The sequence below is a fragment of the Micromonospora sp. U21 genome, assembly GCF_018070045.1.
Taxonomy (GTDB): domain Bacteria; phylum Actinomycetota; class Actinomycetes; order Mycobacteriales; family Micromonosporaceae; genus Micromonospora.
Genome location: NZ_JAGPYK010000009.1, coordinates 1 through 16,313 on the forward strand (window position 1 = coordinate 1; position 16,313 = coordinate 16,313).

At 74.8% G+C, this 16,313-nt stretch carries 13 protein-coding genes and 1 pseudogene; 5 read left to right on the forward strand and 9 right to left on the reverse strand.

Translation table 11 applies throughout. From position 1 onward, the window contains the following. Positions 1–160: 160 nt before the first annotated feature. The 4 genes and pseudogenes from KBX63_RS14285 to KBX63_RS14295 form a co-directional block, all read right to left on the reverse strand. Entirely contained in the window at positions 161–1,159 is a 999-nt protein-coding gene (locus KBX63_RS14285; protein ID WP_210911512.1) for an aldo/keto reductase family protein, read from the reverse strand. A 44-nt stretch (positions 1,160–1,203) separates the two neighbouring features. Continuing rightward, entirely contained in the window at positions 1,204–1,911 is a 708-nt protein-coding gene (locus tag KBX63_RS36725) for a WG repeat-containing protein (protein WP_374102221.1), read from the reverse strand. Continuing rightward, positions 1,838–2,674 (reverse strand): annotated as a pseudogene (locus KBX63_RS36730) (hypothetical protein); the annotation flags it as partial. The pseudogene KBX63_RS36730 and the gene KBX63_RS36725, both read right to left, overlap by 74 nt. A 3,793-nt stretch (positions 2,675–6,467) precedes the next feature. Continuing rightward, positions 6,468–7,028, reverse strand: coding sequence for a helix-turn-helix domain-containing protein (locus tag KBX63_RS14295; protein ID WP_210911513.1), 561 nt, complete (start codon positions 7,026–7,028; stop codon positions 6,468–6,470). A gap of 66 nt (positions 7,029–7,094) precedes the next feature. Here KBX63_RS14295 and KBX63_RS14300 point away from each other — a divergent pair, with 66 nt between their 5' ends. Together KBX63_RS14300 and KBX63_RS14305 are read left to right on the forward strand one after the other, a co-directional pair. Next, positions 7,095–7,838, forward strand: coding sequence for an AzlC family ABC transporter permease (locus KBX63_RS14300; protein ID WP_210911514.1), 744 nt, complete (start codon positions 7,095–7,097; stop codon positions 7,836–7,838). Continuing rightward, entirely contained in the window at positions 7,832–8,140 is a 309-nt protein-coding gene (locus KBX63_RS14305; RefSeq protein ID WP_210911515.1) for an AzlD domain-containing protein, read from the forward strand. Before KBX63_RS14300 ends, KBX63_RS14305 begins: the two co-directional genes overlap by 7 nt. A 7-nt stretch (positions 8,141–8,147) precedes the next feature. Here the strand turns inward: KBX63_RS14305 and KBX63_RS14310 are convergent, their stop codons facing one another. From KBX63_RS14310 to nadA, 3 genes are all read right to left on the reverse strand, one after another. Beyond that, positions 8,148–8,741, reverse strand: a complete 594-nt coding sequence (locus tag KBX63_RS14310; protein WP_210911516.1) for a DUF3043 domain-containing protein — start codon at positions 8,739–8,741, stop codon at positions 8,148–8,150. Positions 8,742–8,869: 128 nt separating this feature from the next. After that, entirely contained in the window at positions 8,870–10,225 is a 1,356-nt protein-coding gene (murA, locus tag KBX63_RS14315) for a UDP-N-acetylglucosamine 1-carboxyvinyltransferase (RefSeq protein ID WP_210911517.1), read from the reverse strand. A 212-nt stretch (positions 10,226–10,437) separates the two neighbouring features. Continuing rightward, on the reverse strand, positions 10,438–11,637 hold the full coding sequence (gene nadA, locus KBX63_RS14320; protein WP_210911518.1) for a quinolinate synthase NadA: 1,200 nt from the start codon (positions 11,635–11,637) through the stop codon (positions 10,438–10,440). Positions 11,638–11,705: 68 nt separating this feature from the next. On the opposite strand from nadA, the gene KBX63_RS14325 reads away from it, so the two are divergent. The 3 genes from KBX63_RS14325 to KBX63_RS14335 all read left to right on the forward strand — a co-directional run bounded on the left by KBX63_RS14325 (position 11,706) and on the right by KBX63_RS14335 (position 14,563). Then, positions 11,706–12,845 (forward strand): glycerate kinase, encoded by a 1,140-nt coding sequence (locus tag KBX63_RS14325; protein ID WP_210911519.1) that lies wholly within the window; start codon positions 11,706–11,708, stop codon positions 12,843–12,845. A gap of 180 nt (positions 12,846–13,025) precedes the next feature. Continuing rightward, complete coding sequence (erpA, locus tag KBX63_RS14330) at positions 13,026–13,394, forward strand: iron-sulfur cluster insertion protein ErpA (protein ID WP_074313193.1); 369 nt, start codon at positions 13,026–13,028, stop codon at positions 13,392–13,394. Between the two features lie 191 nt (positions 13,395–13,585). Next, positions 13,586–14,563, forward strand: a complete 978-nt coding sequence (locus KBX63_RS14335) for a carbohydrate kinase family protein (RefSeq protein ID WP_210911520.1) — start codon at positions 13,586–13,588, stop codon at positions 14,561–14,563. Between the two features lie 86 nt (positions 14,564–14,649). Here KBX63_RS14335 and KBX63_RS14340 read toward each other — a convergent pair whose 3' ends face one another. Further along, positions 14,650–14,883, reverse strand: coding sequence for a sulfurtransferase TusA family protein (locus KBX63_RS14340; protein ID WP_210911521.1), 234 nt, complete (start codon positions 14,881–14,883; stop codon positions 14,650–14,652). Beyond that, positions 14,880–16,031: an aminotransferase class V-fold PLP-dependent enzyme gene (locus tag KBX63_RS14345; RefSeq protein WP_210911522.1), complete on the reverse strand. Its 1,152-nt coding sequence runs from the start codon at positions 16,029–16,031 to the stop codon at positions 14,880–14,882. The genes KBX63_RS14340 and KBX63_RS14345 overlap by 4 nt, the downstream gene beginning before the upstream one ends. Positions 16,032–16,313: the final 282 nt, after the last annotated feature.

Sequence of the window (16,313 nt, forward strand, 5' to 3'; positions counted from 1 at the left end):
CCGCTCCCGCCCCCCGCCCCGCCGCCCCGCCCCCGCCGATCTAGGGCGTATCGCCGCTTGTTGTTCTCTATCGGCCGCGATATGCCCTAGATCGGCGAGGCCGAGGGGCGAGGCCGAGGGCCGGGGGCCGGGGCCGGGGCCGGGGGCCGGGGGTTGAGCGTTACGGGCGCTGCGCGGGGGACTCGGTCTTCGCCGGGTTCCGCTCCGTCACCGGCTCGACGATCTCGTCGATCGCCTTGAGCAGCTCGGCGTCGAGCTTCACTCCGGCCGCCTTGACGTTGTCGTGCACCTGCTCCGGGCGGGACGCGCCGATGATCGCCGACGACACGTTCGGGTTCTGCAACACCCAGGCCACCGCGAGCTGGGCCATGCTCAGCCCGGCCTGCTCGGCCAGCGGCTTGAGCTGCTGAACCCGGGTCAGCACCTCGTCGGTCATGAACCGGGAGATGAAGCCCGCACCGGACTTCTCGTCGGTGGCGCGGGAACCGGCCGGCGGCGGCTGCCCCGGCAGGTACTTGCCGGAGAGCACGCCCTGCGCCATCGGCGACCAGACGATCTGGCCGATGCCCAGCTCCTCGCTGGCCGGCACGACCTCGGTCTCGATGACCCGCCAGAGCATCGAGTACTGCGGCTGGTTGGAGACCAGCGGGATGTGCAGCTCCCGGGCGAGCGGGTGGGCAGCACGCAGCTGCGCCGCCGTCCACTCGGAGACGCCGATGTAGTGCGCCTTGCCGGAGTGCACGACGTCGGCGAAGGCCTCCATCGTCTCCTCCAGCGGCGTGCTGTGGTCGTACCGGTGGGCCTGGTAGAGGTCCACGTAGTCGGTGCGCAGCCGGCGCAGCGAGCCGTTGATCGACTCCATGATGTGCTTGCGGGACAGGCCGCGGTCGTTGCGGCCGGGACCGGTCGGCCAGTAGACCTTGGTGAAGATCTCCAGGCCCTCGCGGCGCTCGTTCTGCAGCGCCCGGCCGAGCACGTCCTCGGCCCGGGTGCCGGCGTACACGTCGGCGGTGTCGAAGGTGGTGATCCCCGCGTCGAGAGCGGCCCGGACGCAGGCGAACGCGGCGTCCTCCTCGACCTGCGAACCGTGGGTGATCCAGTTGCCGTACGAGATCTCGCTGACCATCAGGCCGGAACGGCCCAGGTGTCGGAATTCCATGACCCGACCCTAGCCCTGGCGGTTCCGGGTCGCCGAACCGCCGGTCAGAGCACGGGGTTGGCGTCGATGAGCAGCCGGTCGATCTCCGCCAGCACCGCGGCGCGGTCGGGGTGCACCGGGTCGATGAGCGGCTCGCCGCGCCGGTCCAGGGCGCCCCAGCGCCCGGTGCCGCTGCCGGCCAGGAACGCCACCGGATGGATGACCAGCATCGGGTGCGCCGGCGGCACCAGCACCGTGCCGCTGCGGTCCACCACGCCACGCCGGCCACCCACGTCGACCACGGCGAGGCCCTCGTCGGTGAACCCGTCGACCTTCCGGCCGTCGGCCAGCTCGGTGGCGAAGCCGTGGTAGCGGGTGGGCACCACGATCCGGCCGGTCCGGTCGACCGCTCCCCAACCCTCGCGCCTGACCGCGGCGACCCCGCGGCGGAACGGGCGCACCTCGGCGAAGTTGGGCGGGACCTGCACCTGGCCGGTCGCGTCGATCGCCGTCCAGCCGCCGTCCGCGACCACCCAGGCCAGGCCGTCGCTGAACGGGCGCGCCGCCCGGTAGGACGGCGGGATCACCGTCGTACCGAGCAGGTTGATCAGCGACCACCGGTCGGTGTCCGGCCGGCGGACCCAGGCCAACCCGTCGTGGAACGGCTGCGCCTCGGCGTAGCGGGCGGGGATGACCTGGTCACCCTCCGGGCCGGTGTACCCCCACAGCGGTCCGTCCCGGCCCGGCACCGGGGGTCGGTCGCGGTCGAGCACCTCGTCCCGACCCCGGGGGTACGGCCCGAAGCCGTCCGCCGCGGCCCGGGTGGCGACCGCGTCGAGGGCCACCCGGATCCGGTCCAGCAGTTCGGCGTCGCCGGCCCCGCGCAGGTCGAGGGCCTGCTCGAAGTGGTGGCAGGCTTCCATCAGCCGGCCCTGGTCGTAGCAGGACCGGCCGGCGTGCTCGTGCAGGGCTGCCCGCAGCCGGTCGGGCAGCTCGACCGAGTTGGCTTTGGCGAAGAGCTGGTCGGCCTCGGCGAAGTCGCCGCGCCAGCGCAGCACGTGGGCCAGCCGGGCCTGGGCCAGCGCCGTCCGGCGCAGCTCGCCGGTGGCCTCGGCGTAGGTGAGGGCGAGCCGCCCGTCGGCCAGCGCGTCGTCCAGTTCGCCCAGGATCCGGGAGGCCACCGCCCGCAGGCTGAGCAGCCGGGCCCGGGCCCGGTTGTCGATGGCCGAGCCCAACTTCTCGGTCAGCCGGCGCCGGATCGCCCGCATGTCGTCCGGCTCGGTCAGATCCTCGCGCAGGGTGACCGGGTCCAGCCGCCACCGGTACGCCGAGAGGACCTGCTCCGGGTCGCCCTGGTCGGCCAGCGGCCGGCGGGTCGCCGGCGGCGCGGTTCCGGGTGGCGCGGACACCGGCACGCTCTCGCCGGGTGACCCGCTCCGCGGCCCGGGAACGGCTGCGGCCGGTGGCCCGGAGACGGGTGGCCCGGAGACGGGTGGCGCGGAGACGGGCGCCGTGGAGATCGGCGGCGCGGAGACGGGCGGCGCGGAGACGGGCGGCGCGGAGACGGGTGCCGTGGAGACGGGCGGCGCGGACACCGGCGCTGCGGGCGGGGCTGAGACGGGCGCAGCCGAGACCGGCCGTGCGGGCTCCGCCGAGACGCGTTCTTCCGGGTCGTGATCGGACGGCGCGGGCCGGGACGGCCGCTCACCGGCGGCGGACACGTCGTCGGTCTGCGAGCCGGACATCGGTCCGTCGGTGCTCCGACCGGTCGGGGCCTCCGGCGCCGAGTGCGCGTCGTCCACCGGGTCGCGCTCGGCCGGGTCGCTGTCCCCTCCGGGCGGTGCGGAGACCGGTCGGTCCAGCGGTGCCGCAACCGGCTGTTGGGCGTCGATCGACGCCGGTGGCGCCGATGTCGGCTGGTCCAGCGGCTTCGGCTCGGCGAGGCGGTCGGCCGCCGGGCCGTCGGATTCGTCGTAGGCCGGCGCGTCAGGGGATCCGGAGACGTCGGGGTCGGTTTCGGCGGGTGCCGAATCGGTGCGCTGGTGCGGTGTTTCGGCGGTGCTCGGCGCGCCGGTGACCGGCGGGCGGGCCTGCGCCGGTGTCGGCTCGACGGCAGGCTGTGCCTCGTCGAGCAGATCGTCCGCCCACCTGCGGGGGGCACCGGACACCGGGCGCCCCGGCGGTGCGGACACCGGGTACGCCGGCGGTGCGGACACCGGGTACGCCGGCGGTGCGGACACCGGGTACGCCGGCGGTGCGGACACCGGGTACGCCGGCGGTGCGGACACCGGTCCGAGGGCGTCGATTGGTGTCGACCCGACTGCGGGGTCGGCATCGGTGACCACGTCGTCGGCCCAGGGGGCGCGGTCGCCGTAGTCCGGTTCGCCCGGCGGTGCGGAGACCGGTTCGGCCGGCGGTGCGGAGATCGGTCGCGCGGGCGGTGCGGAGACCGGCCGGGCCTGGGGTGCGGGGGCCGGCGCCACGACAGCCGGCTCGACCGTGGAGCCCAGGTGGGGGTCGATCGTCCGGCCGTCGGCGGCGGGTGCGGCAGCGGGCGTCGACGGGTCGGACTCCGCTTCGGTCGGCGGGGAGGAGCCGGTCGGGCCATCGGTGGCCGAGGGGTCGTCGGTCGACTCGGTTGGCCGGTGGTCCGTCTCCGGTTCGTCCTGGTCGGCCTCCCCCTCCTGGACGGGGCTGAACCAGGCCGCCGGTCCCCGGGTGACCGGAGCTTCGACCGGCTCCGGAGCGGGCGCCACCGGCGGCTCCGACGGCGGCGGGGGTACGTAGCGGCGCGGCATGCCGGGTGCCAGCGGGAGCGCCGGCTCGGCGTCCGCCGTCGGTGTCGGGGCCGTGGGTGTCGGGACCGTCCGGCCGGCAGGGGGATCCGAGGGCTGCCAGGCGGGCGGCGGCGCGAGCGGCGGGCGTGCGTCCGCCGCCGCGGCGGGCTGCTCCGGGGATGTCGGCTCGGCCGGCGTCCGGTGCTCGATGGACACCGGCGGGTCCGGGTGCTCGTCGGCCAGCGGCGGGTCCACGGGCGCGGGCAGGAACTCCAGCCGGAGCCGGGCGGCCGGCGGACCCGAGACGGGTACGTCCGCCGCCGGGGAGACCGGGGCCGCCGACACCGGCCGGTTGCGATCCGGGCGGCCCGGCGGGACGTGGTCGGCCGGTCGGCGCTCGTGGTCCGTCGGCGCGGGGGAGATCGGGGCGGCCGACATCGGCCGGTCCCGGCCGGCTGCGGCGGGGGAGACCGATGCCGGTGACACCGGTCGCTCCGGGGAGACCGGCGGGACCGTGGCTGGGCGGCCGGTGCCCGGCGTGGCCGGGGAGACGGGCGGGACCGTGGCTGGGCGGCCGGTGCCCGGCGTGGCCGGGGAGACGGGCGCCGGCGGGACGGGCGTGGCCCGGCCGGAGGTGGCCGGAGCCGCCGCGGCGGGACGCGCCGGTCGTTCGTCGTACCGGGACGGCGCGGCCGGCGGCCTCTCGGGCCGGGTGGCCGGCCGCGACGCGACGCCCGGCTCGGAGGCGGTGCGGTGCGGGTCGGCGGTGCGGTGCGCATCGCCCTGGTGGCCCGGCTCCCGTGTGCGGTCCGGACGCACCGGACCCGGCGGTGGCCAGGGCAGGGTGCCGTCCGGGCGGTGGCCGGGCTGCGGCCGCGCCTCGCGGTACGCCTCCGGCCGGGGCGCCTCCCGGGGGCGCCGGTCGCGGTACGTCTCCTCGCGGTACGCCTCCGGCCGGGTCTCCTCGCGGGGGCGCCGGTCCGGGTACGCCTCGGCGCGGGCCGCCGCCTCGCGGGGCTGCTGCCGGTGCGGGTCGGCTGGCCGGCGCCGCTCGTCGTCCCGGCGCGGTTGTCCCGGCATCTCCGGTTCGGGCCGGTGCCGTCGTCCACCGTCCGGTGTCTGCGGTGCGCCGACCGCCTCGTCCGGGCGGTACCGCCGCTCCGTGGGCACACTGCCACCGGCGTCCGCACGGGCCCGCGCCGCCGGTCGCGCGTCGTCGGCGAACCGCTCAGGGTGGCGGGCGTCGTCGGCGACCCGCTCAGCGCGCCGTGCGTCGGCCGCCCGGTCGGCACGGCGGGTGTCGTCGGCGACCCGATCGGGATACCCCTCAGCGGGGTGTCGCGGGCGGCCCTCCACGGGTGCCCACTGACCGGCCCCGCCGGCAGCCCAGCCGTCGGCCGGGCGGCCGTTGTGGCCCCGGGTGGGCCGGGGAGCGTACCCGTCACCGGGGTGCCGGTCGTAACCGGCGGCCGGGCGCTCCTGCGTGCCGCGCTGGCGCGGCGCCTCGTCCGGCTCCGGCACCCAGCCGGGATCGGCCCGGGGCGCGGGGGACACCGGTGGCGCGCTCGGGTACCCCCGCTCCCGGTCGGCCGGATCGTGCCGGGGGCGGCGGCCGTCGTGCCGCTCGGCGGGCTGGTCCCGGTGCCAGGCCGCCTCGCGGGCCGGTGCCCGATCGTCGCTCGGACGCCGGTCGGACCAGGCGGTCCGCCGGTCCGATTCGGGGGAACGGCGGTCGTCGCGCCGGGGCGGCTCGGGCAGCGGCCGACGGTACGGCTCGTGGTCGTAGCGGTGGGCGTCGGCGCCGTCGGGCCGGCCGTCGGCGGACTCCTCGACCGGGCGTTCGCCGCCCCGGGACCCGCGGTGGGTCGGCGTACCGGCCGGCTCCTCGTCGGCCCAGGACCGGCCGTAGGGAGCCGTCTCGGCCGGCTCCTCGTCGGACCAGGAGCGGCCGAGGTAGGTGCCGTCCGGGCGGGTGGGCGCGAGCGGCGGCACCTCGGTGCGGCCGACCACGGCCGCCCGGCCGCGCGGTGGCGGGGGCGGCTGGTGGGACATGCCGATGTCGCCGGGATAGCGCTGGCCGGGGAACTGGGGATGCCATTCGGTGGTCGGTTCGACCACCCAGGACGGTTCGTTCGGGTCCCGCCACCGGTCGGTGTAGCGGCCGTTCATCCGCCGAGCCCGTCGCCACACCCGGCCAGGTGGCCGATCAGCGCAAGAGGGGGGCGGTCCGCGTTCGCGCCCCGGTGACCGCCGGGCGTCCGGTCGCCGCCTGCCACGCCCCGGTGGCCGGCTCGCGTCCGCTCGCTCACGGCGTTGTCACCTCGTTGCAGATTGTCGCGCTGGGCCTCGCGTGCCGGTCAGGTCGCCCGTTTCGGCAGGGCGTGGCTGCGGATGGAGGGTAACGGCGTGGGCTCGCTCACCGCCACTGTGGTACCGCCCACGGGCGCAAACGTTATCCTATGGTTTTGGACATTTGGGTCGATAACCGAAATCTGGCCGCCCAACGATACTCCACCTGCCGCCGGCTCGGCCCGGCTCGGATCCGCCCCCGGTCAGGGATGTTCCATGATGAGCACGGCGAACGTGCCGGGGACCAGTGCCTCGTAGCGGTGCGGGGCGTCACCGGGGAACGTCGCGTAGTCCCCGGGGCCCAGCTCGACCGGGCCGGACTCGGGGCCCACCCGCAGCCGACCGGCGGCGACCACCACGTGCTCGACGCTGCGGGGGGTGTGCCCGGCCGCGGCCCGGATCGCGCCCGGCTCGAGCTCGATCAGGTAGACGTCCCGACGCAGGTGCGCCGGCCCGGCGCTGAGCAGCGTCCCGGCGAAGTCGGCCTGCTCGGAGCGGACCCGGGGCCCCTCCCCGGCGCGGATCACCCGTACGCCGTCGTCGGCGGGCTCCACCAGCCGACTGAACGGCACGCCGAGTGCCACGCCGAGCGCCCACAGCGTCTCCACGCTCGGGTTGCCGGTCCCCGACTCCAGCTGGGAGAGGGTGGACTTGGCGACGCCCGCCCGCCGGGCGAGCTCGGTCAGCGAGATGCCGACCCGGTCCCGCTCGCGGCGCAGGGCGGCGGCGATGGTGGCGAGCGGGGCGGCCGGTTCGGGAGACATGCGTTCGCTCCATTGGATCAACGTTCGGTTTGACGAACACCGCTGCCGTGTTCAGCATGGTGAACCATGCGTACGGTACAACGAACAACCGACGCCCGGACGCTTCGTGACGTCCTTGCCCTCGGTGCGGCGATGATCGCGGTGGGCGCGTCGTTCGGAGCGGTGGCGATCGCCGCCGGCCTGCCGATATGGGCCACGCTGACCATGTCCGCCGTCCTCTACGCCGGCGGCGCGCAGTTCATGGCGGTCGGCCTGGTGGCCGCCGGAAGCCCGCTGGCCGCCGTGCTGGCCGGGCTGCTGCTCAACGCCCGGCACCTGCCGTTCGGCCTCGCCCTCGGCGACAGCCTCGGCCCCCGACTGCGGCACCGGCTGCTCGGCAGCCACCTGCTGACCGACGAGACGACCGCGTTCACCCTGGCCCGACCGGCCGGCGAAGCTCGGCGACGGGCGTTCTGGCTGGCCGGCACGTTGCTCTTCGTGGCCTGGAACGCGGGCACCCTGCTCGGCGTGCTCGCCGGTGGCACCGTCGGCGACCCGGCCGCGCTGGGCCTGGACGCCGCCTTCCCGGCCGGTCTGATCGCGTTGCTGCTGCCGTCCCTGCGGGACCGGGACACCCGCCACGCGGCGCTGTCCGGGGCCGCGCTGGCGGTCGCCGCCACCCCGGTGCTGCCGGCCGGGCTGCCGGTGCTGCTCGCACTCGCCGGTCCGGCCGCCATCGCCGTCCGCCGCCGATCGGCTCCGAGAGGCGGCGCACGGCCTGCCCTGCCCACACGCGTCGGCGCCGAGCACACCGGGGAGGGATCGTGCTGATCGCGGTGATCCTGGCGCTCGCCGCCGGAACCTACGGCTTCCGGGTGGCCGGTGTGCTGCTGCGGGACCGGCTGGACCTGCCCGAGTGGTCCCGGCGGCTGTTGCCGGTCGGCGCCGCCGCGCTGCTCGCCGCGCTGGCCGCCACCGCGGCCCTGACCGAGGCTGGCCGGTTCGCCGGCTGGGCCCGTCCGGCCGGGGTGCTGGTCGGCGTGCTGCTCGCCTGGCGGCGGGTGCCGTTCGTGCTGGTGGTGATCGGCGCGGCCGGCACCACCGCCGTGCTGCGACTGCTCGGCGTGCCGTGAGCCGGGATCAGACCTTGTCGCCGAGCTTGACCTGGGGAGCCGGGGCGCGCATCCGCCGGAAGGTGATCGACCGCATGACCGCGTACAGGTAGAGCGAGCCCATCCGCTGGTCGGTCTTCGGGAAGCGCTGCCGGACCAGCTTGCTGATCTTGCGGCAGATCAGCACCGAGTCGACGACCACACCCAGTGCCAGCGCGCCCCACAGCACGTTGGAGATCAGTCGGACCACCGGCGGCATCGCCGCGTTCGACCCGATCAGCACGATCAGCGCGCCGCCGAAGAACCAGGTGCCGACGGTACGCCGGGAGTCGACCACGTTACGGGCCAGCAGCCGCTCCGGGCCGCGGTCGCGGGGGCCGCCCTCGCGGCGGAACTCCGACGCGGCCTCGGCGCGCAGCTGGCGGCGGCGCTCCCGCTCCTCCTCCTTGGTGAGGGGGCGGGTGGGGCCGGCCGGGCGGCGGCCGGCGGTCGGCCGCTTGGGCGTCTCCCGGCCCTTGGCCGGGGTGTAGCCCCGGGATCGCTCGGCGGTCTCCTCGGGCGTCACCGAGGAGACGGCCTCGTCGACGAGGTCGGTGGACTTGCGGCGAAAGAGCGACGGCACGCGGCAAGGGTAGCCAACGTCCCGCGCCCGGTGCACATCGCGGTGCACCGGGCCGACGGCTCCAGGTCGCAGCGCGGCGTCAGACGCGCCGAACTGGAGTTGTCGTAGCGAACGGAAGGTGTTCGAGGTTACGGACGCTCGGCGTGCGCGCCCAGGTCGGCGAGCTTCGCCTCGAAGTCCTCGTAGCCCCGGTTGATCAGGTCGACGCCGTACACCCGCGAGGTGCCCTCGGCGGCGAGCGCCGCGATCAGGTGGCTGAAACCGGCCCGCAGGTCCGGGATGACCAGGTCGGCGGCGTGCAGCTTGCTCGGGCCGGCGATCACCGCCGAGTGCTTGAAGTTGCGCCGGCCGAAGCGGCACGGGGTGCCGCCGAGGCAGTCCCGGTAGACCTGGATGTTGGCGCCCATCGAGTTCAGCGCCTCCGTGTAGCCCAGCCGCTGCTCGTAGACCGTCTCGTGGACGATCGACAGCCCGCGGGCCTGGGTCAGCGCCACGACCAGCGGCTGCTGCCAGTCGGTCATGAAGCCCGGGTGCACGTCGGTCTCCAGCGCCACGGCGTTCAGCTCGCCGCCCGGGTGCCAGAACCGGATGCCACCCTCCTGACCCGGGTCGCCCAGCTTCGGCGGCCGGGCGTCGGTGACCTCGTACTCGCCACCGACCGAGCGGAAGATGTTCAGGAACGTCATCATGTCGGCCTGCTGCGCGCCGAGCACCTCGACGTGACCGCGGGTGGCCAGCGCGGCCGCGGCCCAGCTCGCCGCCTCGATCCGGTCCGGGACCGGCCGGTGGGTGTAGCCGTGCAGCTTCGGTACGCCCTGGATCTCGATCACCCGGTCGGTGTGCACCTTGATGATCGCGCCCATCTTCTGCAGGATGCAGATCAGGTCGATGATCTCCGGCTCCACCGCGGCGTTGCGCAGCTCGGTGACCCCCTCGGCCATCACCGCGGTCAGCAGCACCTGCTCGGTGGCGCCGACGCTCGGGTACGGCAGGGCGAACTTGGTCCCGTGCAGGCCGTTCGGCGCGGACAGGTGCAGACCCTCGGGCCGCTTGTCGACCGTGGCACCGAACTCGCGCAGCGCCTGAAGGTGGAAGTCGATCGGGCGCGGGCCGATGTGGCAGCCGCCCAGGTCCGGGATGAACGCGTGCCCGAGCCGGTGCAGCAGCGGGCCGCAGAACAGGATCGGGATCCGGCTGGAGCCGGCGTGCACGTTGATCTGGTCGGTGCTGGCGCTCTCCACGTTGGCCGGGTCGAAGACGAGCTCGCCGTCCTCGGTGCCGTCGGTGACCTTGACGCCGTGCAGACCGAGCAGACCCCGGACCACCTCGACGTCGCGGATCTTCGGCACGTCGAACAACCGGCTCGGGCTGTCGCCGAGCAGCGCGGCGACCATCGCCTTCGAAACCAGGTTCTTCGCGCCGCGCACGCGGATCCGCCCTTCAAGCGGATTGCCTCCGTGCACGACCAGGACGTCGTCGGTCAACGCAACCTCCAGCGCGTCGGTGCTGCCGTGTTGATGGTGGGGAGCGTGAACTCCTTCGCTACCCCGGATGCGGCCATATCGAAACGGCCCGCTTGCGTCGTCGCTCCGGCAGCATAGCCCTCGGTGACGGAAAAGGACTCGGTCACATCGGCGTGTGTGGCATTAATCGGTGATCCGGCACTTTTGCGTACCAAGGGCGCTACTGATCGTGATCAGACCGCCGCCGGCGGCGGGGTGTCCGCGCCGGGAAGGGCGAGCATCTGATCCAGCGCCACCCGGGCGTGGTGCGCGGTGTCGGGGTCCACCGTGATCTGGTTGACCACCCGGCCGGCGACCAGCTCCTCCAGCGCCCAGACCAGGTGCGGCAGGTCGATCCGGTTCATCGTCGAGCAGTAGCAGACCGCCTTGTCCAGGAACATGACCTGCTTGTCCGGGTGTGCCAGCGCCAGCCGGCGGACCAGGTTCAGCTCGGTGCCGAGCGCCCACGCCGAGCTGGCCGGGGCCGCCTCGATGGTCTTGATGATGTACTCGGTCGAGCCGACGTGGTCGGCGGCCGTGACCACCTCGTGCCGGCACTCCGGGTGGACCAGCACGTTGACCCCGGGCACCCGCTCGCGCACCTCGTTGACGCTGTCCAGGGTGAACCGGCCGTGCACCGAGCAGTGCCCGCGCCAGAGGATCATCTTGGCGTCCCGCAGCTGCTCGGGGGTGAGCCCGCCGCCCGGCTTGTGCGGGTCGTAGAGCACGCAGTCGTCCAGGGACAGGCCCATCTCCAGCACCGCCGTGTTGCGGCCCAGGTGCTGGTCGGGCAGGAAGAGCACCTTCGACCCCTGCTCGAACGCCCAGTCCAGGGCGCGCTTGGCGTTGGAGGAGGTGCAGACCACGCCACCGTTGCGGCCGACGAAGCCCTTGATGTCGGCCGAGGAGTTCATGTACGTCACCGGCACGGTCTCGCCGGCGATGCCCAGCTCGGTCAGCGTGTCCCAGGTCGCCTCGACCTGGCCCAGCACGGCCATGTCCGCCATCGAGCACCCGGCCGCCAGGTCGGGCAGGATCACCCGCTGGGTGTCGGTGGTGAGGATGTCGGCGCTCTCGGCCATGAAGTGCACGCCGCAGAAGAGGATGTACTCCGCGTCCGGACGGGCCGCGGCCTCCCGGGCCAGCTTGAACGAGTCGCCGGTGACGTCCGCGAACTGGATCACCTCGTCGCGCTGGTAGTGGTGCCCCAGCACGAAGACCTTGCTGCCCAGCTTCGCCTTCGCCGCGGCGGCGCGGGCCACCAGATCCGGATCGCTGGGCGCCGGAAGGTCGCCCGGACACTCGACGCCGCGCTCGGTGTCGGGGTCGCTGCCCCGGCCGAGCAGCAGCAGAGCCGTCGCCGTGTTGGAGGGTTCCACCCAGGTCGAAGTCACGTGACCCATGGTCCCACAGCGCGAGCGCGGCGCGGCTTCCGTCGGTGTGTGCTGCCACACTGCTGGGCATGCGTGTGCTGCTCTGCCCGGACAAGTTCGCCGGCACCCTGCCCGCACCGGAGGTGGCCGCCGCGGTGGCCGCCGGTTGGCGCACCGTCGCCGAGGGCGACGACCTGCTGATCCGGCCACTCGCCGACGGCGGGCCGGGCTTCGTGGAGGTGCTCGCCGAGGCCCTCGGCGGCCGGCGGGCGCCGGTGCGGACGGTCGACCCGCTGGGCCGGCCGGCGGCGGGTGAGATCCTGCTCACCGCCGACGGCGCGACCGCCTACCTGGAGAGCGCCCAGGCGTGCGGGCTGCACCTGCTCGCCGGCGCCGAACGTGACCCGAAGACCACCACCTCCTACGGGCTGGGCCTGCTGGTGGCCGCCGCGGTGGAGAGCGGGGCCCGGACGGTGGTGATCGGCCTGGGCGGCTCCGGCACCAACGACGCCGGCGCCGGAATGCTGGCCGCGCTGGGCGTGACCCCGCTCGACGCCGCCGGCGCCGCACTGCCGTACGGCGGGGCGGCGCTCACCGCGGCCGTCGCGCTGGACGGCGCGCCCCGGTTGCGCGGTGTCCGGCTGGTCGCCGCCACAGACGTGGACAACCCGCTGCTCGGCCTGCACGGCGCGAGCAACGTGTTCGGCCCGCAGAAGGGTGCCGACCGGGCCGACGTGCTGCTGCTCGACGCCGCGCTGGAGCGCTTCGCGGCGGTGCTGGAGCAGGATCTGCCCGGCTGCCCGGCGGGGCTCGGCACGCTGCCCGGTGGCGGGGCCGCCGGCGGCATCGGCGCGGCCATCCTCGCCCTGGGTGGCGGCTGCGAGTCGGGCATCGGCCTGGTCACCCGGGCCACCGGGCTGGACGCCGCGCTGGACACCGCCGACCTGGTGATCACCGGTGAGGGGTCCTTCGACCACCAGTCGCTGCGCGGCAAGGTGGTCGCGGGGGTGGCCGGCGCCGCCCGGGACCGGGGGGTCCCCTGCGTGGTGGTGGCCGGCCAGGTGAGCACGGGCCGGCGGGAGGCCGCCGCGGCCGGGGTGACCGACGCGTACAGCCTGGTCGAACACTTCGGCGGTGAGGAGGGCGGCGGGCTCAGCGCCGCCATGAGCCGACCCGCCGACGGGCTGCGCGAGCTGGGCGCCCGGCTGGCCCGGCAGTGGAGCCGCTGAGCGCTCGGCCGGCCGGCCGTCCGTGGCCACGACCGGGCCGACCTGCGGCGGGGGTCACGCCTCCCGGGTGAGCCCGGCCGCGGCGGCGTACGATCGGACTTGGACCACACCGGGAATCACTGGACGGCGCGCGGCGTTGGCCAGTGCGTCCGGACCCATACCGCGCAGGGAGACTTCCACGTGACCACGCCAGCGCAGACCGAGTCGACCGAGGCCAAGGCCCCTACTTCCGTCGTCCTCACCGACGTCGCGGCGCAGAAGGTCAAGGCTCTGATCGAGCAGGAGGGCCGCGACGACCTGCGGCTCCGTGTCGCGGTGCAGCCGGGTGGCTGCTCCGGCCTGCGGTACCAGCTCTTCTTCGACGAGCGTTCGCTCGACGGTGACGTCGTCACCGATTTCGGTGGTGTCGAGGTCGTCGTCGACCGGATGAGCGCCCCGTACCTTTCCGGTGCGACGATCGACTTCGCGGACCGGATCGACGCTCAGGGCTTCACCATCGACAACCCCAACGCGGGCAACTCCTGCGCCTGCGGCGACTCCTTCAACTGAGTCACACCACGCACCATCACGACGGGGCCGTCCTGCGGGACGGCCCCGTCGTCGTGTGGGCCGGCAGTGGTCCCGGAGGCTCCCTGACCGGCCGGGTTGCCGGCCGGTTGCCGTTGTCCGACCGACCGGACACCACCGAGTTGCCGGGCCGGTAGTCTGACCGCGCCCTGCTCCCGACCCCGAGGGTTGACATGAAGATCGCCGTGACCGGCTCGATCGCCACCGATCACCTGATGAGCTTCCCCGGTCGCTTCGCCGACCAGCTCCTCGCCGATCAGCTGCACAAGGTTTCCCTCTCCTTCCTGGTGGACGACCTGGTGCTCCGCAGGGGCGGGGTGGCGGCGAACATCGCCTTCGGCATGGGCCAGCTCGGGCTTCGCCCGGTGCTGCTCGGCGCGGTGGGCGCCGACTTCGCCGACTACCGGTCGTGGCTGGAGCGGCACGGCGTGGACTGCGACTCGGTGCACATCAGCGAGGTGGCGCACACCGCACGGTTCGTCTGCACCACCGACACCGACATGTGCCAGATCGCGTCGTTCTACGCCGGCGCGATGAGTGAGGCTCGCAACATCGAGCTCGCCCCGGTCGCCGACCGGCTCGGCGGGCTGGACCTGGTGTTGGTCAGCGCCAACGACCCGGAGGCCATGCTGCGGCACTCCGCCGAGTGCCGCACCCGCGGGTACGCGTTCGCCGCCGACCCCTCCCAGCAGCTCGCCCGCATGCCCGGCGAGGACGTGGTGGCGCTGATCGAGGGCGCCGAGTACCTGATGACCAACGACTACGAGAAGTCGCTGCTGCAGAGCAAGGCCGGGCTGAGCGACGACCAGCTGCTGGAGCTGGTCAAGGTGCGGGTCACCACGCTGGGCAAGCACGGCGTCGAGATCGCCGGGCGCGGCATGGACCCGATCCACGTGCCGATCGCGCGCGAGATCCGGGCGGTCGACCCGACCGGGGTGGGCGACGGCTTCCGGGCCGGGTTCTTCACCGCGCTCTCCTGGGGGCTCGGCCTGGAGCGGGCCGCCCAGGTCGGCTCGCTGCTGGCCACGCTGGTCCTGGAGACCGTCGGCACCCAGGAGTACGACGTCCGCCGCGACCTGTTCGTCAAGCGCCTCGCCGAGTCCTACGGCGATACGGCCGCCGACGAGATCCGCCCGCACCTCCTGCCGTAGCCCCCTCGCCTCGGCGATCCCGCCGGTCGTGGCCCCGGTTCGCGGCTTGTGCGCTGTTCCGGGCCGAAACGGCAGGATCGCCGGGGTCAGTGGGCGCGACGGATGTCGTAGGCGGGGCCGTCGGGGCCGGTGATCGCGGCGACGAACTCCTGGCCGCGCATCCGGCACCAGGCGGGGATGTCCACCGCCGCGGCCGGGTCGTCGGCGAGCACCCGCACCACCGTGCCGACCGGCACCTGGGGCATCCGTCGGGCCGCCGCGATCACCGGCAGCGGGCAGCGCTGACCCCGGCAGTCGAGCACCTCGTCCGGCATCGTCACAGCCCCACCACCCCGGCCTCGGCGCGCAGCCCGGCGACGATCCCGGGCAGCTCGGCGAGGAACCGCTCGACGTCCGCCTCGGTCGTCTCCCGGTGCAGGCTGACGCGGACGTTCCCGTGTGAGAGCACCCCCATCGCCTCCAGCACGTGGGACGGGCGCAGCGTGGACGAGGTGCAGGACGAGCCGGACGACACCGCGAAGCCACGCCGGTCCAGCGCGTGCAGCAGCGCCTCGCCGTCGACGTACAGGCAGGAGAAGGTGACCAGGTGGGGGAGCCGGAGCACCGGATCGCCGACCACCTCCACGTCGGGCACCTCCGCCGCGACCCGCGCCCGGATCCGGTCCACCAGCGGCGCCAGCCGGGTCTCCTCGGCCGAGGCGTCGACCGCCGCCGCGCGCAGGCTCGCCGCCGCCGCCACCACCGCCGGCAGGTTCACCGAGCCGGGGGTACGCCCGCCCTCCCGCTCGTCGGCCGGCCAGGGTGACTCCCAGCGGGTGCCCTTGCGGACCGCCAGCAGCCCCACCCCGGGCGGGCCACCCCACTTGTGCGCGCTGGCGGTGAGCACCGACCAGCCCGCCGGCAGGGGCACCCGGCCGACCGACTGCGCGGCGTCGACGTACAGCGGCACCCCGGCGTCGGCGCACGTGGCGGCCGCCTCGGCGACCGGTTGCACGGTGCCCACCTCGTGGCTGGCGGTGATCAACGCGGCCAGCGCGACCCCGGGAGCCCGGACCGCGTCCGACCAGGCGGTCAGATCCAGCCGGCCCAACCGGTCGACCGGCACCGGGTTGGCGACGCCGCCCGCCGCGACGTGCCGCTCCGCGGCGTGCAGCACCGCGGAGTGCTCGATCGCCGAATGCACCAGCGTCGGTCCGACCCGGCGCCGCCCGGCCAGGCCACCGAGCACGGCGCCGTGCGCGGCCGTCGTACCGCTGGAGGTGAAGGACAGCTCGTCGGCGCGGACGCCGAGCGTCTGCGCGGTGGCCTCGCGGGCGGCGTCGAGCAGTTGCCGTGCCCGGCGGGCCTGGGTGTACAGCTTGCCCGGGTCGGCCCAGCCGTCGTCGAGGGCGGCCAGCAGCGCCTGCCGGGCGACCGGATGCATCGGCGCGGCGGTCGCCGCGTCCAGGTAGACCGGGGATGCACTCACGGGGCCGCCTTCTGTTCGCGACTGCGGGGCTCGCAACCCCGGCTCGCTCCTCGCACTCACGGGGCCGCCTTCTGTTCGCGACTGCGGGGCTCGCAACCCCGGCTCACTCCTCGCACTCACGGATCCCAACGCTATCGCGGCGGTATGCCCAGGATCCCCCCGATGGGGGCGGACAGTGACCCCACCACGGCCGAGTCCGTCATGGTCGAGTAATCTGCGACCGTCGGTGACGCCTTTGCCGCCGGTGCTGAGGAAAGACGCACCGCGGCGCGCTAGGGAGGC

Bases quoted from the DNA above. Each gene is read 5' to 3' on its own strand.
- KBX63_RS14335 (WP_210911520.1), top strand. From the start codon at position 13,586: ATGAAGATCGCCGTGACCGGCTCGATCGCCACCGATCACCTGATGAGC.
- KBX63_RS14295 (WP_210911513.1), bottom strand. From the start codon at position 7,028: ATGTCTCCCGAACCGGCCGCCCCGCTCGCCACCATCGCCGCCGCCCTG.
- KBX63_RS14285 (WP_210911512.1), bottom strand. From the start codon at position 1,159: ATGGAATTCCGACACCTGGGCCGTTCCGGCCTGATGGTCAGCGAGATC.
- KBX63_RS14300 (WP_210911514.1), top strand. From the start codon at position 7,095: ATGCGTACGGTACAACGAACAACCGACGCCCGGACGCTTCGTGACGTC.
- KBX63_RS14325 (WP_210911519.1), top strand. From the start codon at position 11,706: ATGCGTGTGCTGCTCTGCCCGGACAAGTTCGCCGGCACCCTGCCCGCA.